Genomic DNA, 25,291 nt, shown 5'->3' with positions numbered 1-25,291 from the left:
GGCGTCAGGCCGGAGGGGACAGGCGCTGGCAGGTCTGGGTCGCGCCGTCGATCTCGATCAGCATCCGGTCGGTCGCGGGGAAAGCGATCGGGAATTCCCAGCCCGCGCTGTCCGACAGCGCGGCGGTCAGCGGCGCGATGGCTGGGTCGCCGGGCGCAGAGACGCCGTCGCGGTTGAAGTCGATGATCCGGGCGGAACGCGGTGTCATGGTCAGCAGGCCGTTTGTCACGTTGATGTCGGACGTGGTCAACGCGCGGTAGTCGATCACCGTTCCTTCGGACGTCACGTGCATCTTGGCGTCCGAAACCCAGCGGGTCGCCGTGAAGGTGTCGGTGGATCGCTGCGACATGCGCACGCCGCCATCGTTCATGTCGACGGCGCAGGCCCACGTGCCCTCCCAAGCCTCGGCCGCCGCGACAGGCGTGGCCAGACCGATGGCGAGGAGGGCGGCGCGGATCAATCCTCCATCGCCTCCAGCTCGTCGATCATGCCCGAGATCATCGACAGGCCCTTGTCCCAAAACGCCGGATCGCTGGCGTCGAGGCCGAAGGGCGCGAGCAGTTCCTTGTGGTGCTTCGACCCGCCCGCCTTGAGCATGTCGAAATACTTGTCCTGGAAGCCGTCCGGGCTCTCCCGGTAGACCGCGTAGAGCGCGTTCACCAGGCCGTCGCCGAAGGCATAGGCGTAGACGTAGAAGGGCGAGTGGATGAAGTGCGGGATGTAGGCCCAGAAGGTTTCGTACCCGTCCATGAAGTCGAACGCTGGCCCGAGGCTTTCGGCCTGCACCGACATCCACAGCGCGTTGATGTCGTCGGGGGTCAGTTCCCCGCCGCGCCGTGCGGCGTGCAGCTTGCACTCGAAATCGTAGAAAGCGATCTGGCGCACGACCGTGTTGATCATGTCCTCGACCTTGCCGGCGAGCAGGGTCTTCTTCTCGCGGTTGTCCTTGGCGTTGTCGAGCAGGCGGCGGAAGGTCAGCATCTCGCCGAAGACCGATGCCGTTTCGGCCAGCGTGAGCGGCGTGGAGGACAGCATCTCGCCCTGACCGGCGGCCAGCACCTGGTGCACGCCGTGGCCCAGTTCGTGGGCCAGCGTCATCACGTCGCGCGGTTTGCCGAGGTAGTTCAGCATCACGTAGGGATGCACCTCGGTCACCGTCGGATGGGCGAAGGCGCCGGGGGCCTTGCCCGGTTTCACCGCCGCGTCGATCCAGCCCTTGTCAAAGAACGGCTCCGCGATCTCGCCCATGCGAGGGTCGAAGGCGTTGTAGGCGTTCATCACCGTCTCGCGCGCCTGTTGCCAGCCGATGGTGCGGGTGTCCTTGGTGGGCAGCGGTGCGTTTCGGTCCCAGACCTGCATCCGGTCGAGGCCCAGCCACTTGCGCTTCAGCTCGTAATAGCGGTGCGACAGCTTGGGGTAGGCGGCGACGACGGCATCGCGCAGCGCCTCGACCACCTCGGGCTCCACGTCGTTCGACAGGTGGCGCGCGGTCTGGGCCGTCGGCATCTTGCGCCAGCGGTCGATGATCTCCTTCTCCTTGGCCTGCGTGTTGTGGACGCGGGCGAAGGTGCGGATGTTGGCCTCGAACACGCGGGCCAGTTCATGGGCCGCCGACTCGCGCTTGGCGCGGTCCTGCTCGGTCAGCAGGTTCAGCGTGCCCTCGATGTTGAGATCCTCGCCGTCGACATTGAACTCGAGGCCCGCGATGGTCTCGTCGAACAGCTTTTCCCACGCATCGCCGGTCACGCCGAGGTCGTGCAGGAAGTGCTCCAGCTCGTCGGACAGCTGGTGCGGCTTCATCGCGCGGATGCGGTGGAAGACGGGCTTGTAGCGCGCCAGTTCCTCGTTCGCGACGAAGAGCGCGCCGAGGTGGTCATCGGGCAGGCGGTTCAGTTCGAGGGTGAAGAACACCAGCGGCGTGGTGTAGGTCGTCACCTTGTCCTGACAGTCGGACATGAACTTGGCGCGTCCGGCGTCGGTGGTGATCTGGTAATACCGCAGGCCCGCGTAGGACATGAGCCGCCCGGCAACGGTGCTGATCCGTTCGTTCCGCTTGACGCAGTCGAGGAAGGCATCGGCGTCCAGCGTGTCGAGCTTGCCCTCGTAATCCTCGGCGAAGCTGCGGCAGGCCTGTTCCAGCCAGTCGAGGTCCCGCTTGACCTCGGGCGCGTCGGGCGCGGGATAGAGGTCGGTCAGGTCCCATTCCGGCAGGTCGCCCAGATCCTTTCCGCCAGAGCCGGCATTGGCGTCGCGGAGCGGGAAGGGAAGGGTGAACATGCGGTGACTCCTGTTGTCGTGGTGCTGAACAGATATGCAGGGGGTGGCGCCGGGTTCAACCCTTGGCGCGCCCGGCCTAGCGCAGGCGGAGCTCGGAAATCGCCGTATCGGCCCATTTCCGACCGCGCTTGGCCGAGGTGATCGTCAGGGTCAGCCATGTCACCGCGTCAAAGCCGGTCAGGGCAAAGGTCTGCAGGCTGCCGTGGTCTACCAGCCGCAGATCCTGGCTCTTTCCGTTCGATCCGGTGACAGTCAGGATTTTGATCCGGCCGTTCTTGGCATGAAGGCTCGAGGATTTGGCATACCCGTTGACGATCTGCAATTCGCGGAAAGTTGTCGGTGCGTCGAGGTCAAACGCCAGGTATTCGCCTTCGCCTACGTCTGGATGGTTCTCGATCCATGCCGTCTCGAACTGTCCGTCGAACAGGTTGGCGGTGCCGTAAGTGATCGACTTGGAATCCGGCAGGACCGACGAGGCGCAGAGGGTGATGCCGCTGCCAAGCGAGCTGCAGATTTCGTCCGCGCGACGCATCCGCCCGGCGGGCAGCGGCGGCGGCGCGCCGATGCCGATGGCGGCGGGGGGCTGGGTGATACCAGAGGTTGCGGGCACCGGGGCTGACTGCCGGATCCAGTTGCCAAGCGCCCATCCCCGCTGGCCGTTCTCAAGTTCGACCATGTGCCACGGTCCATCCTGGTCGAGGATCCGCAGCTTTGTGCCTTCAAGCAGTTTCAGCAGGATGGTCGACTTGGTGTCGGGCGCGCTGCGCAGGGCGAGAAAGCCGTCGTCCTGCGGGTTCAGCCCCTGCACGGCATGGTCGAATGCGGGTGCCGGAGCCGCGCGCGGCGCGGGCGTCGTGGCGGTGACCGAGGCCATCGCGCTGGTGTCGGGCATGGCGCGCGGCTTCAGCCGGACACCCTTGCGCCCGTCGGTTTCCGCCGCGGTCGGCACAAGGAACAGCGGGTCGATGAGCGACGAGTTTTCCCACGGCACCTGCGTCCCGCCCGAGGCGTTCACGACATCCGCCCGGACCGCCCGCATCACGGCGTGGATGTCCTGCTCGGGCGTGGCGAGGTGGCGCAGCAGCGCCTCGGTGAAGGGAGAATTCCGGCCGCGCCCGTCCAGCGCGACGTTGCCGGGCTGGGTCGAAAAGGCGATGTAGCTGCCGACCCCGGCCTCGACCCGGCTGAGGCCGCGCGTCGCGCCGCCGTCCGCAGACCGGCTGGCGCCCGCGACGAGGAACGGGTTGTTGCGGCAGGCGTCGAGGATGACGATGCGGTTGCCGGCCCGCAGTTCCATCCCCCTCAGCACGGTCTGCAGGCGGATGGAGGACGAGGTGATCGCCAGTTCGTCGCCCTGTTCGGCATCGACGGGCATGAGCCAGTTCTCGGCCCCGATCTGCAGGCCATGGCCCGCGAAGTAGAACAGTGCCGTGTCGTCCGGCCCGAGCGCGCGGTTGAATTCGTCGATCAGCCGCAGGGTGTCGAGCCGTCCGAGGTCCAGCCCGTCGAACACCCGGAACCCATGCTGCCGCAGCATCCCGGCGATGTCGGCGGCGTCGTTTCCGGCATTCGGCAGCTGCTTGGCGTTCAGGTAGGCGCTGTTGCCGATGACCAGCGCCACACGCTCCTGCGCGGCAAGCGGGGCCGCGATCAGGCAAAGCAGCAGGGCGAAAAGGCGCAGCATCGAAATCTCCGGGTCGGCCGGGATGTTAGACCCGGCGGGGCGGCTCAGGCAACCGGCCTTGTCACCGCGCGGGATCGCGGTAGGCTCGCCCGGCATTCGAGGGAGGCAGAGATGAAATTCATTCGAGGGAGGCAGAGATGAAATTCCTACGTTACGGCGCGCCGGGCGCCGAGAAACCGGGCGTGCTGGACGCCGAGGGCCGTATCCGCGACCTGTCGGGCGTGGTGCCCGACCTGACCGGAGAGGTGCTGGCCAGCCCGCCCGAGATCGCGGTCGAAAGCCTGCCGCTGGTCGAGGGTGATCCGCGTCTGGGGATCCCCGTTGCGGGGGTGGGCAAGATGGTCTGCATCGGGCTGAACTATTCCGACCACGCCAAGGAGGCCGGCCTGCCTATCCCGTCCGAGCCCATCGTCTTCATGAAGGCGCTGTCGGCGCTGACCGGGCCGAACGACGACGTGGTCCTGCCGCGCGGCGCGCAGAAGGGCGACTGGGAGGTCGAACTGGGCGTCGTGATCGGCAAGCGGGCGAAATACGTCACCGAGGCCGAGGCGCTGGACCACGTGGCGGGCTACACCATCGTCAACGACGTGTCGGAACGGCACTTTCAGGCGGAACGCGGCGGCCAGTGGACCAAGGGCAAGAGCTGCGACACCTTCGGCCCCGTCGGCCCCTGGGTGGTGACGGCGGACGAGGTGCCGGACCCGCAGGCGCTGGCGCTGAGCTGTGACGTGAACGGCGAAAAGCGGCAGCGCGGGACGACCGCGTCGATGATTTTCCCGGTCGCGCATATCATCAGCTACCTGAGCCAGATGATGAGCCTCAATCCCGGCGACATCATCGCCACCGGCACCCCGCCCGGCGTCGGTTCGGGCATGAAGCCGCCGCAGTTCCTCAAGGCCGGCGACGTGATGGAACTGAGCGTCGAAGGCCTGGGCCGTCAGCGGCAGCGGGTTCTGGCGGACTGAACCCGCCCCCTCAAAAGCGATGCGCCCGGTCCCCAACGACCGGACGCATCATAAACCTCCCACGCAGATCAATTACGCGACGTGCGGCCTTCCCCTGAGTCAGGCAGCGTCGAGGCTTATCAAGGTGTCCAGCGACATCCGGGGATGTGCGAGGACGCCGAAATCTGCGATTTCGGTGAGGTGCGGGAACAGCGACATGAACAGCGCCAGCTTGTTCGGGCCCATGCCGTCCTGCAGGTAGTAACCCGGATGGTAGGTCTCGACCGGCAGGCCGTTGGCCCGGATCGTCGCGTGTTCGTCAAGGCAGATGTGGAACGTCTCGACCGGGGTCATCGGGCTGACCTCGAACACGCTGTCACCATCGACGAAATCGGTGACGGCGGTATAGGCATGGCCGCGCACATCATCGTCCTGAAGCGCGTCGGGGCGGTGCAGGATGCGTGCGCCGGGGCCGACCATCAGCTCGGTCGCCGGACGCTCATAGCCGAACCGGCCCGGCGTGACGCGGGTCAGCCGCGACTGCGCGGGATCCTCGACAGGAGCGGTCGAGACCATGGTCATCGACCCGATCCAGCGCACGGGTTGCGGGCCGTGTTCCAGCGTCTCGACCATCATGCCGGGGCGCAGGTCCTCGATCGCGCAGGGGCCGTCGGCGGTCTTGATGATCGTGCCGCGGGCGAAGGCGTTGAAGGCGTTCTCGAACTCGGACGTGGCCGGGGCGAGGTGCTCGGTCAGCTTTTCGCGGCCGGCGTCGTCCATGACGGACACCATGTAGCGGCGCATAAGCGGACCGCGGCGGCGGGCAGTTTGGAGAGTCGCGGCAAGGAGTTCCTTGCCCAGGTCGCGGGGCGGCATAGTCATGTGATTACCCAGTCCTTCGGGTGTCACATTCGCGCTGGCCCCCACCAGCAACGACGAACGGACAGTGTTCGTATCTGGGTAAGAATTTGCCGAAAAATGGGCGCAAAGTCAAAGATAACAGGGCATTGTCCACGGTCCGCGGATCAATCCCCAGTTGCGCTCCCGCTTAGTTGCGGTCAGCCGGAACAATGCGCCACATTCCGGCCACACTCGTGCCGAATCACCGGCGCTCTCGGGGCGGCGGGGCCACAGTCGGCCCCATGCCCATTTGTCTGTCGTCGGGGGTCAGGCGGCCTTGCGGACCGGCACCTGCCCCCGGCGCATGGCCAGCGGCCTGCGGCTGGAGCGTTCGAAGGGCAGGGCCGGGGTTTCGGTCCTGGAGGCTTCGATCACGGATTTCATCCAACGCTTCTGCTTGATCTTCATGGTGCTTCGCCCTTCTGAACTGGTTAACGCAGCCGCATTCTGTTCTGCGCGATGGTTCCAGTTTCCTTCCGGTTTGGGGCGGGCGAAGGGCGGAAAATGGCTAATTTCCGTGAATCGCGAGTTTTCGGAGGATGATCTTCGTGGCTCCGGGCCTTCGGGAAGGTCACGACAATTTTATTGATTTATATGGATAAAATCGCGTTCCCCTGAGATCCGTGCCACTTAATGAGGCGGGATCAAGGCGCAATCCGCCGCATCCCTGCCCGGATCGGCGTCAGAGCCTGATCGTCGAAATCAGCCGTCCGTAATCCGCTTCGCCGTTATGCGTTGTGCGGCGGTAGGAATAGAACCGGTCGGCATCGGCATAGGTGCAGTGCCGCATCCATTCGGCATGACCCACCCCGAAACTGCGCAACCGGTGCAGCCCGTAGGCCGGCAGGTCGAACATGTAGCGGTCGCCCGCGCCATTGGCGAAAAAGCGGGTATTGCCGGGATCCTCGTTGACGAAGGCGTCCAGAAACTCCGGTCCGACTTCGTAGGCTGCCTGGCTGATCGTCGGACCGATCACGGCCTTCACCCGCCCGCGTTCGGCGCCGAGCGTCTCCATCGCCTCGACCGTCGCCTCGAGCACGCCATCCAGCGCCCCGCGCCACCCGGCATGGGCGGCGCCGATCACCCCGGCCTCGGGATCGGCAAAGAGCACCGGCTGGCAGTCGGCGGTCAGCACCGACAGCACCAGGCCGGGCCGGTCGGTGACGATGCCGTCCGCTTCGGGCGCGGGGGTCCGGTCCGGGTCCGCGATCACGGCGCGGGCGGAATGGACCTGGCGCAGGCCGCGCATCGCTTCGGTGTCGGTGCCCATGGCCGAGGCCACGCGCGACCTGTTGATCGCCACGATTTCGGACTGGTCGGACGAACTCTGCCCGCAGTTCAGCCCGTGGAAGATTCCCGAGGATGCCCCGCCGCGACGGGTGAAGAACCCGTGTGTCACGGGGCCTAGCGCATCGGAGGTGATGATTTCCAAGGTCATGGACGATTCCCTGCAGCCTCGAACCCCGGCGGAGGGGCGGCCCGGCGCGGATAGAAGGCCAGTGCCTTGAAGAGACTCCCCATTTCGGCGGGGTGGGTCAAGCGGCGATGCGCGGCGATATGCGCGTCGCGCGCCGAGCCGGTCAGTCCTTCGGCAAGACGCTGCGCGCGGGCGGTGATGCCCAGACGTTCCAGCACCACGCCCTGCGGGGTCAGCAGGCTGTGCGCCGACGGGGTTGAGGTGGCCAGCGCCTCGAAATCGACATGGGCGGTCAGGTCCGCCTTGCCGGGATCGGCCAGCGGGTCGGCATGGCCGTGGCCGCGCATGGCCTGAAACGTGTCCCCAAGCGAGCGCCAGTCGCCATAGTCGAAGATCAGCGCCACGCCGCCGCGGGTCTCGATCCGTTGACCGATCTCGGCGGCGATGGCGGCGGCGGGGGCGCAGATCTCGACCACGTCGCCCTCGGCGGTATCTTCCAGCCGGTGCGCCAGTGCCGCGACGGGGGCTGAGGGACCCAGACCGAAGGTCAGGGCGTCATCGCGCAGGGCGATCATCACCTCGCGCCAGGCCGGACCGTCGCGGCGGAACTGGCGGACGGGCAGGGCGTCGAAGAATTCGTTCGCGACGAGGAACAGCGGCAGGTCGGGCATGTCGTCCATCCGGTCCACCCAGGACGGCGCATGGTCGCGCAGCGTGGCGGCCTGAACCGCCTGCAGTGCCGGGGAGGCCTCGATCAGGCACAGGCGCGCGGCGTCGTGGAAACCGGGCACCGCGCGGGTGGCGCGCAGAATGTCGGCCATCAGCGTCCCGCGCCCCGGTCCGGGTTCCGCCAGCAGGAACGGTGCCGGAGCACCCTGGTCCAGCCAGCTCTGCGCCAGCGCGAGGCCCAGCAATTCGCCGAACATCTGGCTGACCTCGGGCGCGGTGATAAAATCGCCCGCGGCCCCCAGCGGATCGCGCGTCGTATAGTAGCCCTCGGCCGGGTCGAGGAGGCAGGCGGTCATGTAGTCGGCCAGCGTGATCGGCCCCTGCGTGGCGATGCGGCGGTGCAGGCGCTCGGTCAGATTCATGCCGGAACCGGCCGCCTGCGCGCGGCGACGATGACGGCGAGGCCGATGGCGACCATCGGCAGGGACAGGATCTGGCCCATCGTCAGCCCGACCGTGTCGGTCAGGCGCAGGACATGGCCGAAGGGATTGTCGGGGGTGATGAACTGCGGATCGGCCAGTCGGAAGTATTCCACCACGAACCGCCCGAGCCCGTAGCCGGTCAGGAACATCCCCGTCACCAGCCAGCGCCGTTTCAGCGCACCGAAGCGCCAGACGGCAACGATCAGGATCAGCCCCAGCAGCAGCCCCTCCAGCCCCGCCTCGTAGAGCTGCGAGGGATGTCGCGCGCAGGGGCCGATGACGCCGGGACAATCCTGTGCCGCGGCGCCGGGAAAGATCACGCCCCACGGCGCATCGGTGGGGCGGCCCCATAGTTCGGCGTTGATGAAGTTGGCGATCCGCCCCAGCATCAGCCCGACCGGTGTGCCGAGCGCCAGAGCGTCGGCGGCTGACCCGAGGGGCACGTTCTGCGCACGGCACCACAAAAGGGTGGCCACGCAGACCCCGGCAAACCCGCCGTGAAACGCCATGCCGCCATTCCACAGCATCGGGATCTCGGCCGGGTGCGACAGGTAATAGCCGGGCTGGTATATGAAGACGAAGGCCAGCCGCCCGCCCGCGATGATACCGAGGATCAGCCAGAACATCAGGTCTTCGAGCTGCGTCCGCGTCATCGGCGGTGTTGCGGCGGGCCACAGCCCCGGCTGCGCCAGCGCGCGCCGGGCCAGCAGGTAGGCCAGCCCGATGCCCACGATATAGGACAGCGCATACCAGCGCAGGGCGAGCTCGAAGCCGAAGACCGTGATGGACACGATCTCGGGCGAGATGTCGGGGAATGGAATGGCAGCCTGCATGGCCGCATCTGTTGCCGCGGGCCGTGGTGAAGTCAACCTTGTCCCGCGCCCTCGGGGTCGCCATATATGTGCCAAGCAGAACGGGAGTTTCCGATGCAGACCCGGAACAAGTTCTTCGACGACATGTCGAAGCTGATGACCAATGCCATGGGCGTCGCCCAGGGTGCCAAGGACGAGGCCGAAACGGCCTTCAACTCGATGATCGACCGCTGGCTGGCCGATCGCAACCTCGTCACGCGCGAGGAGTTCGATGCCGTCCGCGCGATGGCCCAGAAGGCGCGCGAGGAGAACGCGGCGCTCGAAGCGCGGATCAAGGCGCTAGAGGCCAAGGCGGACTGACGCCCGTGCCGGGCGTCTGCGCGGCGCCACCTGACCCGTTCCCGCCGGATTGAGCGGATTTGGATTGCGACCCTTCGGAACACTGTTCCGGAGGGCGTATTCTTTGGCGCGGTGATATTGGGGTGCGCGTGTACGTTGCCCCCCGTTCTTTCAGTCAAGGCGGAAGGCCGCGGATAATGCCGGACAACCTCGGCAGGCATTGAAGGAAAGATGTAAATCCAGGGGTGGCGGCACTGCAAAGTCTCGTGACAGTGCAGAATGGCCCTCATAGCCGGTAGGTTACATTGCACGAATAGACAGTACGGTTGCCCGAGCGGCGGACCACGCGGCACCCTCTCCGGGTTACGTTGGGATCGGTTCGCCACCCCCCTTGAAAGAAGATCGGCAACCCCCCTCTCTCGCGACACATTGCTGTCGCCTTGCCTCGGGTCTTGTAGATCGCGCTTTGATAGGCGCTCTGCTGAGAAGTGCCGGAGCCGTTGTCAGTCACAATCATTTGCGCGGATACTGAAGTCGCGGCGCCCATTAATGTGGTCGCGGTGAGAAGGGCCATTGTGAACCGATCCATTTCGATATCCTCGCGTGAAGAAGAACTACGCTCGCGGAGCATTCGCGATGCGATTTGCCCTCGGACTTCCTGAAAGACGGGTCTCTCGAAGCCAGCCCCGGAGCGAACGCGCGGGACGCTTCCGAAGGCTGGCAGGTGAGTGTTCCGCGCGGGTGCCAAAGATCGTTCGAGGCGGAGCAGATGGTGCCTGATCTCCTCAACGACCAACGGGACCGAGGCGCGGAATATCTAAGGCAGTCCCTATCTGACAGTGATACGGACCGCGTCGCCGTGGATTTTGACTGTTTCCCGCCCCGGACGATCGGCGACGAAGATTGTCTCGTAGGCAGGGGTCCAGCCGCTACAGCTTCCGCTTTTCCGGACGCCCGGCTTACCGAAAACGATGTGTCCGGTGCTGAGAACACGGTTCAGGTCTGACTTGCTTTTCGCCAAGTCGGCCTTGCTGGGAAACGAGCCGCAATCACCGCGTCTGCCGTGAATGACCATTGCTTGCCCCACTTTGAGAGACACGGTCCTCTGAAATTTGATCCGGTTCGAACTGTCCGCCATCGAGAAGGTCGGGCTTCCAGTCACCATGAGGCCGCAGATCATCGCAATAGCGGACTTGTAGAAGAAATTCATCTTGTCACTTTCCTTTCCAGGGTCTGATGCCGCAACGAAATCGACTTCCAAGCGTCCCGTTTCCCAAGGATACGGACCGGTAAAGGGTGTCTGGGCCACCCGTCCGACCGGTTTCGCGGCTCACGCGAAAACGGTCGCGTGAAGCAGGAAGTCGGCCTCGCCTGTCCGACATTCGGCTCCAACATGTGGCAAGAGAAATTCCGGCGCATCCCCCCCAGGTGGGATGGGTGCTGACCTGAACTCATGGGCGGGGCAGCGGGCGGAGACAATGCATCCGATTGCCACGCGGTTGCCGCTACATGTCATCCGTGAAGCGACCGACATGTCACACGGCTCCGCCCTCCGTTCAAATGGACGTATCGGATGACCGATCCAGACCGGGGAGGCGCGAAACCCGCATTGCCCCGGCCAGACCCAGTGTCACGGCGGCAAGAATCCCGGGAAGCAGAAGGAAGGGCCAAACCGCCGATAGGTTGTCCTGATCGCCGAGGACGTTCAGGGAGACGGAGTTCAGGAACAACGCAAGGGCAACCGCAAGCTTGTTGGTCATCGTGAACGCCGCCGATGCCGTTCCTTCGACGGCGGCCGCAAGCCTGCGGGCGTGGGCTTCAGCCACGTCGGGTATCATCGCCCAGGGGCACATGCTGAGCGCTCCTGCGCCCGCGCCAGCGAAAGCTGCGGCAACGAGCAGTCCCTGCGTAAGGCCCGAGCCGACCGGCAGCGTCATGGCGATCGCAAGACCCGCAAGAAGAACGGCGATACCGACCATAAGGCACCGCAGCTTGCACAAGTGCCCCGCAAGCATCGACCAGAGCGGAAGGGAGCCGATAGTCGAACCGAACACAATGAGCAACACAAGCGACTGCCCTCCCGCCGACAGACCGGGCCCTCGGTCGAGCCAGAATGGCAAGATGGATTGCAGGGTTACCAGTGTCAGAACCGTTCCGGCGAAGAGCACCAAGGTCGGAACTGCCCCGTTCGTCCTGGCAAGGTCGACAAGCGTGACCCAAGGTTTCGGGCGTGGTTTGGCAGAAGATGTCTGTGCAGGCTCGCGGATCAGCACGAGGAAGGGAAGATAGGCCAGAACCGCGAGAGCCGCGAGCCCGAAGGCCGCTGCCATCCAAACCCTTGGTTCCGAAGCGGCAAGCGTCCCTCCGCCAGCTGAGGCAATGGCCCCAGGGAAGGCGACAGAAGCCACAAGGACACCGACGAACACGAATCCCATGTCTACACTGGCCTGTCCGGTGCGCGCATCGTAGCCGGTCACTACGGCGGGCAATAGCGCCAGCCTCGGCACCGAGACGCAGCTGTAGGCCAGCGCGAAGATCCCGAAGGCCAGTCCGGTCGCCATTGCCGCCGACCCCGGCGTGACGAACAGCGCAGGCACGATCCAAAGCGAGATAAAGCCGACCGCCGCGAAGGGTAGCGCCCAGCCGATCACCGGCTTGCGCGCCCGGCGATCCGCCCAGTCACCGATAATGGGGTCTAGGACCCCGTCGAGCACACGCCCGAAGATGAACGCGGCACCCGCAAGGAGCGGCGGGATATCGAGGATGGTCACCAGATAGAACAGCAACCAACCGTTGATCGTCGCGAATAGCAGCGACAGTGCTAGGTCCGGGCTACCGAATGCAAGACGCGTCTTCCACATCCTGCGGTCTATGCCCTGACGCCCGCGACCCGTTCCAGCACTCTCGTCAGGTGATCGTGATGAAAAAGCTGGCCCGTATTGGGATGGACGTGCAGGCATGCACCGGACAAACGGGTTGCCAGGTCCCGGATCAGGCCCAGCGGGTGGATCCTGTCCTGCGCGCCGTGGTGTAGATGAAGCGCCAGATCCGGCGGGACCCGATCCCAGCCGAGATCCCGCTGGAATAGGAAGTCGTGTCTGGCGGATGCGGCGGAGTCGAGCAGTGCGGTACGGAACCGGTCGGGTCCATGCGGCCCTGCGAGATCCTCCGCCACAATGGCAAGGTCAGCGGGGCTGTCAGCAAACTGTCGGCGTAAGAAATCCTCGAAAACACCGGGTCGACGCAGATGCGTTTCGATCTGTACGAGAATGGGATCCAGCAGGCCGGGGTTGCGCGCCGCAAGGGCAAGTACGCCCTTCGCAAGCCGGCGCGGTCCGCTCTCGGGCCGGCCCTCGCGCAGGCAGACACCCGCCACGTGAAGCGCCTCGACCGCATTCGGGGCCTTCGCGGCAAGTTCCAGCCCCACCCGCGACGCAGCGGCGAAGGCCAGAACTGTCGCGTATCCGCCGCACATCGCGCCAAGCGCCAGGAGAGCGCCATGCACCGCATGATCGAGATGCTGGCGATGGGGCAAGGGCTTGGTGCCCGGCGAACAGGTACCGTGACGCAACGGCCAGATCAGCCGGAGACCCAATCGCTCCATTTGGGAGATGTCTGTCGGACGGATGTCCGGTAGGGCCATCGGATGCAGCACCAGAACCGGCCGCCCTGTCGCCGGGCCCATGTCGATTACCGGAAACGTTCTGCCATCGGCAGTGGTCAGGCCGATCAACCGGGTGCCTACCGGTAGGAATTGGGATACATAGGACTGGATCGTACGGCTGATCGAAGGCCCTTTCGGTGCGACGTAGTGATCGAGTGCAAGCACCAACGCGGACGAGACTTGCCGACCCACGGTGGCCAGATCGTCGATCTGAAACGCCGCGCGAAGCTGCTGCGACTGTCGCTTGCGCGTCTCGACGCTGCGTCCATCGCGCTCCGCACTTTCCTTGAGACCGATGCCGACAAGGTGCAGACGCAACAGATGCCTCAGCGCGCCGGGCAAACTCAGGTCGGGAAAGTGTGCTGCAAGAAAGGCGGTAAACGCGTCATCGTTGATTCGAGCGACAAAGGCAGTCTTTCCCTCTATCAGCGGCGCGACCCGCACGATGAGGTCATTTCCCATGATGCCGAAAGCCACCGGCTCATCTTCACTGCCCAAAGCCGCCAGCACTTCGTCCAAACGCTGTTTGCGCGTGAAATTCTCGACGTCCTCCTGGTCAAGTGGCCGGAAGCTGCCTCGCACCTCAATCCAGACCTCCGGCTTCCAGGCCTCACGGCCGGCAACACTTTGATCCGGCGGCTCTGGCAGTACGGACAGGATATCTTCGACAGCGGCGACATCCTTCTCGCATTCGGAATCCGTAACCTTCAGACCGCTCAATGTTCCGGCCCAGACATCAGAGAAATTTAGCGTAATCGAAGCTGGTGCCCCTGATGGCCGTTCTGCACCGGCATCGGACCGGTCGCGCTCGAATATCCCCGATACCTCCAACCACCATAGTCAAGTTAGCCTTTGAATTCGTGTTCTAGTTCGGGCACCGCGTAGTGCTCTGGCTGGGTACCATATGGACTTGCCCGGAAAAAGTGGCGTGCACCAACTGCGGAGCCGGGAGCTGTTCTATGGGAAATGGAAGCGGACCGACGCCGGAATTTCGGCGGGAAGCGGTTAGGCTTGCGCTGACAAGCGGCCGGACACGGCGCGAGATCGCAGAAGATCTGGGCATCGGACTCTCAACGCTGACGCGATGGCTCAGTCGCGACAGGGATGCTGGTGAGTGGGCCTGGGGACACCTCTGAAGAGATCGTCCGGCTGGTACATACACCCCGTTCGCCCGACGCAGGCACGACCGCACCGTGCCCGTGCAACGCAATGTGCCTCAATTCAGGATACCCACAATTTATTGGGGTTATCCCCAATAAATTGCTTTACAGGCTTCACCGCACGCCTCACCATATCTTGTAAGGAGGCCGGGAAGTCCCCCAGCCTCTGGAGAAGGCACCTAGCGCTGGGGGGCGCTGTCGCTCTTCCGCGCTACACAACAATGAGGTGGCGCCATGGCCCTGTCCGAGCAGTATATCCAGGACGAGATTCATCCGATCGACATCGTCGAAACGCTGGCCGAACATCATGACTGGGATTTCGACCGGATCGGCGAGGACCAGATCGCCATGGCCGTCGAAGGCCAGTGGCGCACCTACTCCATCACCCTCGCATGGTCGAACTACGACGAAACCCTGCGCATGGTCTGCACATTCGAGATGGACCCGCCCGAGGACTCGATCCCGCGGCTCTACGAACTGCTCAACAATGTGAACGACCAGTGCTGGGCCGGCAGCTTCACCTGGTGGGCCGAGCAGAAGCTGATGGTCTATCGCTACGGCCTCGTCCTCGCCGGGGGGCAGACCGCCAGTGCGGAACAGATCGACACGCTGATCAACGCCGCCGTGCTCAGCTCGGAACGGTATTATCCGGCGTTCCAGCTGCTGGCCTGGGGTGATCGGACTCCCGCCGATGCGCTGCAGGTCGCCATTGCAGAGGCCTACGGCCGCGCGTAAACCTGAACCCCTGTCGAAGAGCAGGGGACAGAGATGGCATTCGAAGAGATTGAGCGTCGCGGCCTGGTGCTTCTGGGCTGCGGCAAGATGGGCGGGGCGATGCTGGCCGGATGGCTGGATCGGGGCCTGTCGCCCGCATCGGTCCACGTGATCGACCCCAAGCCCTCGGACTGGCTGAATGGCACCGGCGTCAACGTCAACGGCAGCCTTCCGGAGCATCCCGCGATCGCGCTGATCGCCGTCAAGCCGCAGATGATGGGCGACGCGCTGCCCGCGCTGGCGGCCATGGGCGGCGGCGAAACGCTGTTCGTCTCGATCGCCGCCGGCACGCCGATCGCGAGGTTCGAAGAGGTCTTCGGCAAAGCCTCCCCGATCGTCCGCGCCATGCCCAACACCCCGGCGGCTGTCGGTCGGGGGATCACCGCGATCATCGGCAACGCACGGGTCTCCGAGGCGGACCTCGCCCTGACCGAGGCGCTGCTGAGCGCGGTCGGGCAGGTCGTCCGGCTGGAGGTCGAGGGCCAGATGGATGCCGTGACCGCCGTGTCCGGCTCGGGCCCGGCCTACGTGTTCCACCTGATCGAAACGCTGGCGGCGGCGGGCGAGGCACAGGGCCTGGCGCCCGATCTCGCGCTGGCGCTGGCGCGGGCGACGGTCGCGGGGGCGGGCGCATTGGCGGAACAGTCGGACGAGACGCCGGGCCAGCTGCGCGTCAACGTCACCAGCCCCAACGGCACCACGCAGGCGGCTCTGGAGGTGCTTATGGACGCTCGGAACGGCTTCCCGGCGCTGCTGGACAGGGCCGTGGCGGCGGCGGCGCAGCGGTCGAAGGAACTGGCCAATGGCTGACATCAGCTTCGACGATTTCCTCAAGGTCGACATCCGGGCGGGCAAGGTGCTGAAGGCGGAACCGTTCCCCGAGGCGCGCAAACCGGCGATCAAGATGTGGATCGACTTCGGCCCCGAGATCGGCGAGCGGAAAAGCTCGGCGCAGGTGACGGCGCATTACACGCCGGAAAGCCTGATCGGGAAGACCGTGATCGGCGTCGTGAACTTCCCCCCGCGCCAGATCGGTCCCTTCATGTCCGAGGTTCTGGTTCTTGGCCTCGCCGATGCGGACGGCGCCATCGTGCTGCTGTCGCCGGACCACGACGTGCCGGCGGGGGAGCGGATGCAGTGACCCGCGTTCTGGTGACACGTCCGCTGCCGGCACGCGTTCTGGCCGAGGCGGAGAGGCATTTCGAGATCGAGGTGCGTGACGTGAACGGCCCGATGAAGCGGTCGCAGCTGCGCGCGGCGCTGGTGCTGCATGACGGGGTGCTGGCGACGCTTGGGGATGCTTTCGACGAACAGGCCTTTGCCGAATTCAACGCCCCCCGCTGCCGGATAATCGCCAACTTCGGCGTGGGCTACAATCACATCGACGTGGCGGCGGCACGCGGGGCCGGGATCGCGGTGACGAACACGCCCGGCGCGGTGACGGATGCGACGGCGGACGTTGCGATGACGCTGCTGCTGATGACCGCCCGCCGCGCGGGCGAGGGCGAGCGGCTGGTGCGTGCGGGCAAGTGGACCGGGTGGCATCCGACGCAGATGCTGGGGCGGCACGTGACCGGCAAGACGGTGGGGATCGTCGGCATGGGCCGGATCGGGCAGGCGGTGGCGCAACGGTGTCACTACGGCTTCGGGATGGATGTGCTCTATGCCAACCGCTCCGAGAAGGCGGTCGGTTTCCCGGCGCGGCAGGTCACGCTGGAGGCGCTGGCGCGGGCGGCGGATTTCGTCGTCGTCGCGGTGCCGGGCGGGGCCGATACGCGGCATCTGCTGGACGAGGCGTTCTTTGCCGCGATGCGGCCCGAGGCGATCTTCGTCAATATCGCGCGGGGCGACGTGGTGGACGAGGCGGCGCTGATCGCGGCGCTCAAGGCCGGTCGGATCGCCGGCGCGGGGCTGGATGTCTACGAGAACGAACCCACGGTGCCCGAGGCGCTGCGCAAGCTGGAGAATGTCAGCCTGCTGCCGCATCTGGGCACCGCGGCGCTGGAAGTACGCGAGGCCATGGGGCTGATGGCGGTCGAGAACCTGCGCGCCTTCTTTGCCGGCGAGACGCCGCCGAACCTCGTCAACTGAACGGCCCGCGCGGGCGAGGCGGGCGCGTCAGGGCCCGATGAGCGGTCAGGGCCTGGGCAGGTCGCCGGTTTCCTCGCGCCAGTGGCGGCGGCAGAGCGAGACATAGGTTTCATTGCCGCCGATCTGCACCTGTGCCCCCGCGCGCAGCGCGCGCCCGTCCGCGCCGCGCCGGACGACCATGGTGGCCTTGCGGCCGCAATGGCAGATCGTGCGCACCTCGCGCATCTCGTCGGCCAGCGCCAGCAGGGTGGCGGACCCCTCGAACAGGTTGCCGAGGAAGTCGACGCGCAGTCCGTAGCACATTACCGGCAGGTTCAGATCGTCGACCGCACGGGCCAGCTGCCAGACCTGATCGCGGGTCAGGAACTGTGCCTCGTCAACGAAGACGCAGGCGATCGGTCCGCGGTTCAGGCGCGCAGCGATGAGATCCGACAGATCATCCTCGGGCGCGAATGTGTCCGCCTCGGCGCCGATGCCGATGCGACTGGCGATCCGGCCCGCGCCGGCACGATTGTCCAGCCGGGCCGTCAGCAGGTGGGTCTCCATTCCCCGTTCGGCATAGTTGTGCGCGGCCTGCAGCAGGCTGGTCGACTTGCCGGCGTTCATTGTCGAGTAGTGGAAATAGAGCTTGGCCATGCTGCGCTCCGGTCGGATCACGCAACCGGGCGGAGGCCGCCCGGCTCTCTTCGTCTCGGGTCAGGCGTCCTGAAGCGCGCGGACGCCGATTTCCCCTTCTTGCCGCGCGACGATGGCGAGGCAGGCCGCCTGCGCCCCGGCGGCGGTGGTGTAGTAGGGAATCTTGTCATAGAGCGCGACGGACCGGATTTCCCGGCTGTCCTCGACCGACTGCGTGCCTTCGGTGGTGTTGAACACCAGCGCGACCTGCCCGTCCTTGAGCTGGTCGACGATGTTCGGACGGCCCTCGTAGACCTTGTTCACGACTTCGCAGTCGATGCCCGTTTCCTTGAGCCAGGCCGCGGTGCCGCGCGTGGCCACGATGGAGAACCCGAGATCGGCCAGGCTCTGCGCTGCGCCGCGCATCGCCGGGGTCTTGTCCTCGTCCCGGATCGAGATGAAGACGCGGCCCTCGGTCGGCAGATCGGTCCCCGCGCCAAGCTGCGCCTTGAGGAAGGCGCGGGCAAAGCTGCGGTCCGAACCCATGACCTCGCCGGTCGAACGCATTTCCGGGCCGAGGATCGTGTCCACGCCGGGGAAACGCGCGAAGGGCAGGACGGCCTCTTTCACCGCGAAGCTGTCGATGCGCGGGTCGACCAGGTCGAAGTTGTCCAGCATCTCGCCCGCCATGACGCGCGCGGCGATCGACGCGATCGGCGAATTCACCGCCTTGGCGACGAAGGGCACGGTGCGCGAGGCACGGGGGTTTACCTCGATCAGGTAGATCTCGCCGTCCTTGACCGCGAACTGCACGTTCATCAGGCCGACGACCCCCAGTTCCAGTGCCAGCGCGCGGGACTGGGTTTCCAGCTCGGCCACGATGTCGTCGGGCAGCGACCACGGCGGCAGCGAACAGGCGCTGTCGCCGGAATGGACGCCCGCCTCTTCGATGTGCTGCATGATGCCCGCGACATGCACGTTCGTCCCGTCGCAGAGCGCGTCCACGTCCACCTCGATCGCGCCGGACAGGTAGCTGTCCAGCAGCACCGGGCTGTCGCCCGACACGACCACGGCGTCGCGGATGTAGCGTTTCAGCCCGTCCATGTCGCGCACGATCTCCATCGCGCGGCCGCCCAGCACGTAGGAGGGGCGGATCACCAGCGGGAAACCGATTTCACCGGCGATTTCCAGCGCCTCGGCGTCGGAATGGGCGATGCCGTTGTGCGGCTGTTTCAGGCCCAGCCGGTTCACCAGGTCCTGGAACCGTTCGCGGTCCTCGGCCAGGTCGATGGCGTCGGGCGTGGTGCCGAGGATCGGGATCCCGGCCTCTTCCAGCGCATTGGCCAGCTTCAGCGGGGTCTGTCCGCCGAACTGGACGATGACGCCGTGCAGGGTCCCGCGCGACTGCTCGACGCGCATGATCTCCATCACGTGTTCGAAGGTCAGCGGTTCGAAATACAGCCGGTCCGAGGTGTCGTAGTCGGTCGACACCGTTTCCGGGTTGCAGTTGACCATGATGGTTTCATAGCCCGCACCGGTCAGCGCGAAACAGGCGTGGCAGCAGCAATAGTCGAACTCGATCCCCTGGCCGATCCGGTTGGGACCGCCGCCGAGGATGACGACCTTTTTCTTGTCCGAGGGACGGGATTCGCACTCCACCTCGCCCATGACGGGAACTTCGTAGGTGGAATACATGTAGGGCGTCTGCGCCTCGAACTCGGCGGCGCAGGTGTCGATCCGCTTGAACACCGCCGTCACGCCGAGGTTGTGGCGCGCGCGGCGCACGTTGGCCTCGTCCCGGCCGGTCAGCTTGCCGAGGCGGGCATCGGAGAAGCCCAGCATCTTGAGCCTGCGCAGCCCCTCTTCGGTGACGGGCAGGCCGTTGACGGACACCTCGGCCTCCATCCGCACGATTTCGCGGATGCGGGCCAGGAACCAGGGATCATAGGCGGTGGCTGCCGCGATCTCGTCATCCGTCAGCCCGTGGCGCATCGCCTGTGCGATCACGCGGATGCGGTCGGGGGTGGCCTCGGACAGCGCCTTGATCACGGCGGCCTTGTCCGGCGCACCGTCGATCTCGATCTCGTCGAACCCGGTCAGGCCGGTTTCCATCGACGCCAGCGCCTTCTGCAACGACTCGTGGAAGGTGCGACCGATGGCCATGACCTCGCCCACCGACTTCATCGCCGTGGTCAGGTGCGGCTTGGAACCGGGGAATTTCTCGAAGGCGAAACGCGGGATCTTGGTGACGACATAGTCGATGGTCGGCTCGAACGAGGCGGGTGTGACCTTGGTGATGTCGTTGTCCAGCTCGTCCAGCGTGTAGCCGACGGCCAGTTTCGCGGCGATCTTGGCGATCGGGAAGCCGGTGGCCTTGGACGCCAGAGCGGAGGAGCGCGACACGCGCGGGTTCATCTCGATCACGACCATGCGGCCGTCCTCGGGGTTGATCGCCCACTGGACGTTCGACCCGCCGGTTTCAACCCCGATCTCGCGCAGCACGGCGATGGAGCCGTTGCGCATCGCCTGGTATTCCTTGTCGGTCAGCGTCAGGGCAGGGGCCACGGTGATCGAGTCGCCGGTGTGCACGCCCATCGGATCGACGTTCTCGATCGAGCAGACGATGATCGCGTTGTCCGCCTTGTCGCGGACGACCTCCATCTCGAATTCCTTCCAGCCGAGGAGGGATTCGTCGACGAGGATCTGCGCGACGGGCGAGGCTTCCATGCCCGACCGGCAGTAGTATTCGTAATCGTCGCGGTTGTAGGCCACGCCGCCGCCGGTGCCGCCGAGGGTGAATGCGGGGCGGATGATCGCGGGCAGGCCGATGTCGTCCAGCGCGTCCATCGCGTCGCGCAGACCGGCGCGGATGTCGAACTTGCCGTTCTCAAGCTTGGGCGCGGTGACGATGGTGGCCTTGGGGTTCTCCAGCCCGATCCGGTCCATCGCCTCGCGGAACAGCTTGCGGTCCTCGGCCATCTCGATGGCTTCCTTGTTCGCGCCGATCAGTTCCACGTTGAACTTCTTCAGCACGCCCATCTCGTCCAGCTTGAGCGAGGTGTTCAGCCCGGTCTGCCCGCCCATGGTCGGCAGCAGCGCGTCGGGGCGTTCCTTTTCGATGATCTTTGCGACGATCTCGGGGGTGATCGGTTCGATATAGGTGGCGTCGGCCAGACCGGGGTCGGTCATGATCGTCGCGGGGTTCGAGTTCACAAGGATGACGCGATAGCCTTCCTCGCGCAGCGCCTTGCAGGCCTGTGCGCCGGAATAGTCGAATTCGCAGGCCTGTCCGATGACGATGGGCCCCGCGCCGATGATCATGATGGATCTGATATCGGTTCTCTTAGGCATGCCGCATCCCCCGGATCAAGTCGCGCAAATCGTCGTGGGGTATAGCCGCCGCATCCTTAAGCGCAAGGGGCGAGTTGGGAGATCCCGGTCAAGAATCCGGTCAGCGGCCGGTTGCCTCGGTGGCGACCGGCAGAGCCTGGCCGGCCGGAGGGCCGGTTGCGGCGCGGTCGGCGGCGGGCGCCATGCTGCGCCGCACCAGCGCCCAGACCGCCACGGCCATCGCCGCGCCTGCGATCAGGTCGACGAAATAGTGCCCGCCCCAGATCGGCGTGGCCGGAATCATCAGCGCCGCATAGAGGCAGGCCGGAACAAGCAGCGGCGTGCCGCGCGCGGCGAGGAGGATCAGCACCGCCATGGCCGTGTGGAGCGACGGAAAGGTGGTCAGCCCGACCAGTTTCTCCGCCCCGATCACCACGGGCCCGTCAGGCGCGCGCAGCAGCTCCAGCGCACGGACATGGTAGATGCCGGGGGTGAAGGCGTAGTCGGGAAAGGCCGCCATGTCCGGCACCAGCGCCGCGACCGCCGCGCGGGCGGGAAAGAAGGCGCCGACAAAGACTGAGATCAGCGAACAGATCACCAGCGCCTCGACCATCGCCCGCGCCCGGTCGCTGCGGCCCATGACCAGCAGGCCGAAGAGGCAGAGCCCGATGGCCGAGTTCAGGTAATCGTAGGCGGTGATCATCGGCATGTGCAGCCAGGGCTGGTCGTGGATCCAGCCGAAATAGGCCAGCCAGTCCAGCCCGAGCGCGCGGTCCGCCTTCGCCAGAACCCTGTCGGCATAGGGAAAGACGATCACCTTGGACGCATAGTCCAGATGCCGCAGGACGGTGATCAGCAGGTTGGCGAGGAACAGCGCCTCGGCCAGCGTGAATATCGCGGACATGGTCCGGTCCGACAGGGTCAGGCGTGGCCGCAGCCAGCGCAGCAGGAACCAGATCGCGGCCAGCTTCCACGTCGCGGTGATTCCGATCATCAGCTGATCCGGCGCGATCTCGGCACGTGTCAGGGCGGTCATGATCGCGACTGCGAGACCGGCCAGCAGCACCAGCGCGTAAATGTAAGGGCGACAAAGTCGCATAGAGGCCCCCTTTCGGTTGTCCTCCTGTCCGGGGCCTAAGCAGGAAATGGGCGCATTTTGCGGTCGCAATGTGGTCATTGACGGCCCCGTCTTTCCGGAGCCGTCAATCGCGTCTCACTGCATGGCGATGGCGCTGCTCGGGACGTTGACGACCAAACCTTCGGCGGTCAGCACCGGCCTCGTCTTGGTGTCCACGCAGATCCGCTGTGTGCAGATCAGGTTCCGCGTGACCCGCGTGATGTCGCCGATCATCATCCCGTCGTTGGTCAGCAGTGGCTCTCCGACGATGCTGGGTCCGCCGGTGCCGCTGGTCGATCCTCCGGTCGTCCCCCCTCCGGAGCCGGAGCCGGAGCCGCCGGTGTTCCCGGTCGATCCGGAGCCGCCACCGCTGCCGCTTCCACTGCCTGAGCCGGTTCCGGTCGTTCCGCCGAGATCGACGCTGGCGACAGACCCACCTCCGACGGTGGCCGAGCCATTCACGTCGGCAACCGAGCCGCCGCCGACGGTGGCGCCGACGTCCGCATCCGCGACAGAGCCGCCGCCGACGGTGGCGCCGACGTCCGCATCCGCGACGGACCCTCCGCCGACGGTGGCGCCGACGTCTGCATCAGCGACGGACCCTCCACCGACGGTCGCACCGACGTCGGCATCCGCGACGGAGCCTCCGCCAACGGTCGCACCGACGTCGGCATCCGCGACGGAGCCTCCGCCCAGTGACACGTCCGCGCCGACCGACACGCCGTTTTCGCCTCCGATGCCGACATCGGCGCCGATCCCGATCTCTGCCTGCGCGGCGCCCGCGGCGGCCGTGATGTAGAGTGTGGTGAGCAATGTGACAGTACGTGACATACGAGTACCTCCTCAGTCTCGTTGTCCCACCCAGTCTGACTGCACGTTCCCTAGGAACGAAAATCCGCAGGCAAAAGTTTCAATTTATCAGAATAATATTCCCCAAATACTCTCCCTTAAGTTGCTGTCACTCGATCCGCGGTGCCCGCCGGCGATGCGGATACAGTCCCACCTCGCCCCGGTTTGCGCCGGTCACCCGGACCGGCCCGGCGGTGCGGTGAACCTGCCGCATATGGCCATGACACCCGTTGTTCCCTTGACTTTGCCACCCCGGCGCGGTGTATCGGCGCGAACCTGAAATCCTGACCCGAAAGGGGCTATCATGCACGCCTATCGCAGCCACTCCTGCGCCGATCTGACCAAGTCCAACGTGGGCGACACCGTCCGCCTGTCCGGCTGGGTGCATCGGGTGCGCGATCATGGTGGCGTGCTGTTCATCGACCTGCGCGACCACTACGGCGTGACGCAGGTGCTGTGCGACAGCGACAGCCCGGTGTTTCACGAGGTCGAGAAGGTGCGTTCGGAATGGTGCATCCGCATCGACGGCACCGTGAAGGCCCGCGACGAAAGCCTGATCAACCCGAAGCTGCCGACCGGCGAGATCGAGGTCTACATCCGCGACATGGAAGTGCTGGGCGCCGCGAAGGAACTGCCGCTGCAGGTCTTCGGCGATCAGGAATATCCCGAGGAAACCCGCCTGCGGTATCGCTACCTCGACCTGCGCCGGGCCGAGATGCAGAAGAACATGACGCTGCGCTCGGACGTCGTCGCGTCGATGCGGAAACGGATGTGGGCGCAGGGCTTCCGCGAATACCAGACGCCGATCATCACCGCGTCGTCCCCCGAGGGCGCGCGCGACTTCCTCGTGCCGTCGCGCCTGCATCCGGGCAAGTTCTACGCCCTGCCGCAGGCCCCGCAGCAGTTCAAGCAGCTGCTGATGGTGTCGGGCTTCGACAAGTATTTCCAGATCGCGCCCTGTTTCCGCGACGAGGACCCGCGCGCCGACCGCTCGCCCACCGACTTCTACCAGCTGGACATGGAGATGAGCTTCGTCACCCAGCAGGACGTTTTCGACACCATCCAGCCGGTGCTGAAGGGCGTGTTCGAGGAATTCGGCGGCGGCCGGAAGGTCGATCAGGAATGGCCGCAGATCTCCTACGCCGAGGCGGCGCTGAAATACGGCACCGACAAGCCGGACCTCCGCAACCCGATCGAGATGCAGGTCGTGTCCGAGCATTTCGCGGGCTCCGGCTTCGCGATCTTCGCGAAACTGCTGGAGCAGGAAGGGACCGAGATCCGCGCCATCCCCGCGCCGACCGGCGGGTCGCGCAAGTTCTGCGACCGGATGAACTCCTTCGCGCAGCAGCAGGGGCTGCCGGGCATGGGCTATATCTTCTGGCGCGAGACGGACGGCCAGATGGAGGCCGCCGGCCCGCTCGCCAAGAACATCGGCCCCGAACGGACCGAGGCGATCCGCCAGCAGCTCGGCCTCGGTGTCGGCGACGCGGCGTTCTTCCTCGGCGGCAAGCCCAAGACCTTCGAACCCGTCGCGGGCCGCGCCCGGACGGTGATCGGGGACGAACTGGGTCTGACCGACAAGGACCGCTTCGCGTTTGCCTGGATCGTGGATTTCCCGATCTACGAACAGGATGCCGAAACCGGCAAGATCGACTTCGAGCACAACCCGTTCTCGATGCCGCAGGGCGGGCTGGACGCGCTCATGGGCGATCCGCTGGCGGTGAAGGGGTTCCAGTACGACCTCGCCTGCAACGGCTATGAACTGGTGTCCGGCGCGATCCGGAACCACAAGCCCGAGATCATGTTCAAGGCCTTCGAGATCGCGGGCTACCCGCGCGAAGAGGTCATCAAGCGGTTCGGCGGCATGGTCAATGCGTTCCAGTACGGCGCGCCCCCGCACGGCGGCTGCGCCACGGGGATCGACCGGGTCGTCATGCTGCTGGCGGACGAGGCCAATATCCGCGAGGTCATGCTGTTCCCGATGAACCAGCGGGCCGAGGACCTGATGATGGGCGCCCCGTCCGAGCCGCTGCCGGAGCAGCTGATGGAACTGTCGCTGCGGGTGATCCCGCAGGAGTGATCCGCACCGCCATTTCGGAATGAACAGCGGGCGTCCCGGCGGGGCGCCCGTTTTGCGTTTCGCGCAACCTCGGGTTCCGGGGCGGAA

At 65.8% G+C, this 25,291-nt stretch carries 22 protein-coding genes and 1 pseudogene; 8 read left to right on the top strand and 15 right to left on the bottom strand.

Going from position 1 to position 25,291, the window contains the following annotated elements:
* Window positions 1-4: 4 nt before the first annotated feature.
* The 3 genes from ATO6_RS14800 to ATO6_RS14790 form a co-directional block, all read right to left on the bottom strand.
* Window positions 5-460: a hypothetical protein gene (locus ATO6_RS14800; RefSeq protein ID WP_088624785.1), complete on the bottom strand. Its 456-nt coding sequence runs from the start codon at window positions 458-460 to the stop codon at window positions 5-7.
* Complete coding sequence (locus ATO6_RS14795) at window positions 457-2,277, bottom strand: M3 family oligoendopeptidase (protein ID WP_088624784.1); 1,821 nt, start codon at window positions 2,275-2,277, stop codon at window positions 457-459. Before ATO6_RS14795 ends, ATO6_RS14800 begins: the two co-directional genes overlap by 4 nt.
* A gap of 76 nt (window positions 2,278-2,353) precedes the next feature.
* Window positions 2,354-3,961, bottom strand: coding sequence for a caspase family protein (locus ATO6_RS14790; protein ID WP_176440953.1), 1,608 nt, complete (start codon window positions 3,959-3,961; stop codon window positions 2,354-2,356).
* Window positions 3,962-4,098: 137 nt separating this feature from the next.
* Between ATO6_RS14790 and ATO6_RS14785 the strand changes: the two genes are divergently transcribed.
* Window positions 4,099-4,926 (top strand): fumarylacetoacetate hydrolase family protein, encoded by an 828-nt coding sequence (locus ATO6_RS14785; protein WP_088624782.1) that lies wholly within the window; start codon window positions 4,099-4,101, stop codon window positions 4,924-4,926.
* A 99-nt stretch (window positions 4,927-5,025) separates the two neighbouring features.
* On the opposite strand, the gene ATO6_RS14780 is transcribed toward ATO6_RS14785, so the two are convergent.
* The 5 genes from ATO6_RS14780 to lgt form a co-directional block, all read right to left on the bottom strand.
* The gene (locus ATO6_RS14780; protein ID WP_088624781.1) at window positions 5,026-5,787 is read right to left on the bottom strand and encodes a Hint domain-containing protein; all 762 of its coding nucleotides are present in this window, start codon (window positions 5,785-5,787) and stop codon (window positions 5,026-5,028) included.
* A gap of 285 nt (window positions 5,788-6,072) precedes the next feature.
* Window positions 6,073-6,213 carry a hypothetical protein gene (locus ATO6_RS25110; protein WP_176440952.1) on the bottom strand — a complete coding sequence of 47 codons (141 nt, stop codon included), beginning with the start codon at window positions 6,211-6,213 and terminating at the stop codon, window positions 6,073-6,075.
* A gap of 274 nt (window positions 6,214-6,487) precedes the next feature.
* A complete protein-coding gene (pgeF, locus tag ATO6_RS14775) occupies window positions 6,488-7,243 on the bottom strand; it encodes a peptidoglycan editing factor PgeF (protein ID WP_088624780.1) in 756 nt (251 codons plus the stop codon).
* Window positions 7,240-8,313, bottom strand: a complete 1,074-nt coding sequence (locus ATO6_RS14770) for a class I SAM-dependent methyltransferase (RefSeq protein ID WP_088624779.1) — start codon at window positions 8,311-8,313, stop codon at window positions 7,240-7,242. The genes pgeF and ATO6_RS14770 overlap by 4 nt, the downstream gene beginning before the upstream one ends.
* A complete protein-coding gene (lgt, locus tag ATO6_RS14765) occupies window positions 8,310-9,206 on the bottom strand; it encodes a prolipoprotein diacylglyceryl transferase (RefSeq protein ID WP_088624778.1) in 897 nt (298 codons plus the stop codon). The genes ATO6_RS14770 and lgt overlap by 4 nt, the downstream gene beginning before the upstream one ends.
* A gap of 93 nt (window positions 9,207-9,299) precedes the next feature.
* On the opposite strand from lgt, the gene ATO6_RS14760 reads away from it, so the two are divergent.
* Complete coding sequence (locus ATO6_RS14760) at window positions 9,300-9,545, top strand: accessory factor UbiK family protein (RefSeq protein ID WP_088624777.1); 246 nt, start codon at window positions 9,300-9,302, stop codon at window positions 9,543-9,545.
* 808 nt (window positions 9,546-10,353) lie between these two features.
* Here the strand turns inward: ATO6_RS14760 and ATO6_RS14755 are convergent.
* The 3 genes from ATO6_RS14755 to ATO6_RS14745 all read right to left on the bottom strand — a co-directional run bounded on the left by ATO6_RS14755 (window position 10,354) and on the right by ATO6_RS14745 (window position 13,908).
* A complete protein-coding gene (locus ATO6_RS14755; RefSeq protein ID WP_141102009.1) occupies window positions 10,354-10,785 on the bottom strand; it encodes a hypothetical protein in 432 nt (143 codons plus the stop codon).
* A gap of 295 nt (window positions 10,786-11,080) precedes the next feature.
* Window positions 11,081-12,385 carry an MFS transporter gene (locus tag ATO6_RS14750; protein ID WP_176440951.1) on the bottom strand — a complete coding sequence of 435 codons (1,305 nt, stop codon included), beginning with the start codon at window positions 12,383-12,385 and terminating at the stop codon, window positions 11,081-11,083.
* 8 nt (window positions 12,386-12,393) lie between these two features.
* Complete coding sequence (locus tag ATO6_RS14745; protein WP_088624774.1) at window positions 12,394-13,908, bottom strand: alpha/beta hydrolase; 1,515 nt, start codon at window positions 13,906-13,908, stop codon at window positions 12,394-12,396.
* Between the two features lie 239 nt (window positions 13,909-14,147).
* Here ATO6_RS14745 and ATO6_RS14740 point away from each other — a divergent pair.
* The 5 genes and pseudogenes from ATO6_RS14740 to ATO6_RS14720 form a co-directional block, all read left to right on the top strand.
* A pseudogene (locus ATO6_RS14740) lies at window positions 14,148-14,279 on the top strand (transposase); the annotation flags it as partial.
* Between the two features lie 303 nt (window positions 14,280-14,582).
* Window positions 14,583-15,083, top strand: coding sequence for a YbjN domain-containing protein (locus ATO6_RS14735; protein WP_088624773.1), 501 nt, complete (start codon window positions 14,583-14,585; stop codon window positions 15,081-15,083).
* A gap of 33 nt (window positions 15,084-15,116) precedes the next feature.
* Window positions 15,117-15,932, top strand: coding sequence for a pyrroline-5-carboxylate reductase (gene proC, locus ATO6_RS14730; RefSeq protein ID WP_088624772.1), 816 nt, complete (start codon window positions 15,117-15,119; stop codon window positions 15,930-15,932).
* Window positions 15,925-16,263 carry a tRNA-binding protein gene (locus ATO6_RS14725; protein WP_088624771.1) on the top strand — a complete coding sequence of 113 codons (339 nt, stop codon included), beginning with the start codon at window positions 15,925-15,927 and terminating at the stop codon, window positions 16,261-16,263. Before proC ends, ATO6_RS14725 begins: the two co-directional genes overlap by 8 nt.
* The gene (locus ATO6_RS14720; RefSeq protein WP_088624770.1) at window positions 16,260-17,213 is read left to right on the top strand and encodes a D-glycerate dehydrogenase; all 954 of its coding nucleotides are present in this window, start codon (window positions 16,260-16,262) and stop codon (window positions 17,211-17,213) included. The genes ATO6_RS14725 and ATO6_RS14720 overlap by 4 nt, the downstream gene beginning before the upstream one ends.
* 45 nt (window positions 17,214-17,258) lie before the next feature.
* Here the strand turns inward: ATO6_RS14720 and ATO6_RS14715 are convergent, their stop codons facing one another.
* The 4 genes from ATO6_RS14715 to ATO6_RS25105 all read right to left on the bottom strand — a co-directional run bounded on the left by ATO6_RS14715 (window position 17,259) and on the right by ATO6_RS25105 (window position 23,106).
* Complete coding sequence (locus ATO6_RS14715; RefSeq protein ID WP_088624769.1) at window positions 17,259-17,849, bottom strand: thymidine kinase; 591 nt, start codon at window positions 17,847-17,849, stop codon at window positions 17,259-17,261.
* Between the two features lie 60 nt (window positions 17,850-17,909).
* The gene (carB, locus tag ATO6_RS14710; RefSeq protein ID WP_088624768.1) at window positions 17,910-21,179 is read right to left on the bottom strand and encodes a carbamoyl-phosphate synthase large subunit; all 3,270 of its coding nucleotides are present in this window, start codon (window positions 21,177-21,179) and stop codon (window positions 17,910-17,912) included.
* Between the two features lie 100 nt (window positions 21,180-21,279).
* On the bottom strand, window positions 21,280-22,257 hold the full coding sequence (locus tag ATO6_RS14705; protein WP_176440950.1) for a phosphatase PAP2 family protein: 978 nt from the start codon (window positions 22,255-22,257) through the stop codon (window positions 21,280-21,282).
* A gap of 114 nt (window positions 22,258-22,371) precedes the next feature.
* Entirely contained in the window at window positions 22,372-23,106 is a 735-nt protein-coding gene (locus ATO6_RS25105) for a hypothetical protein (protein ID WP_176440949.1), read from the bottom strand.
* Window positions 23,107-23,428: 322 nt separating this feature from the next.
* Between ATO6_RS25105 and aspS the strand changes: the two genes are divergently transcribed.
* On the top strand, window positions 23,429-25,204 hold the full coding sequence (gene aspS / locus ATO6_RS14695) for an aspartate--tRNA ligase (protein WP_088624765.1): 1,776 nt from the start codon (window positions 23,429-23,431) through the stop codon (window positions 25,202-25,204).
* Window positions 25,205-25,291 lie beyond the last annotated feature (87 nt).

It is taken from the genome of Oceanicola sp. 22II-s10i, from assembly GCF_002210105.1.
In the GTDB taxonomy this organism is placed as follows: Bacteria; Pseudomonadota; Alphaproteobacteria; order Rhodobacterales; family Rhodobacteraceae; genus Pseudooceanicola.
Note: the sequence above shows the minus strand (reverse complement) of the source record. Positions and strands in the feature narration are given on the sequence as shown.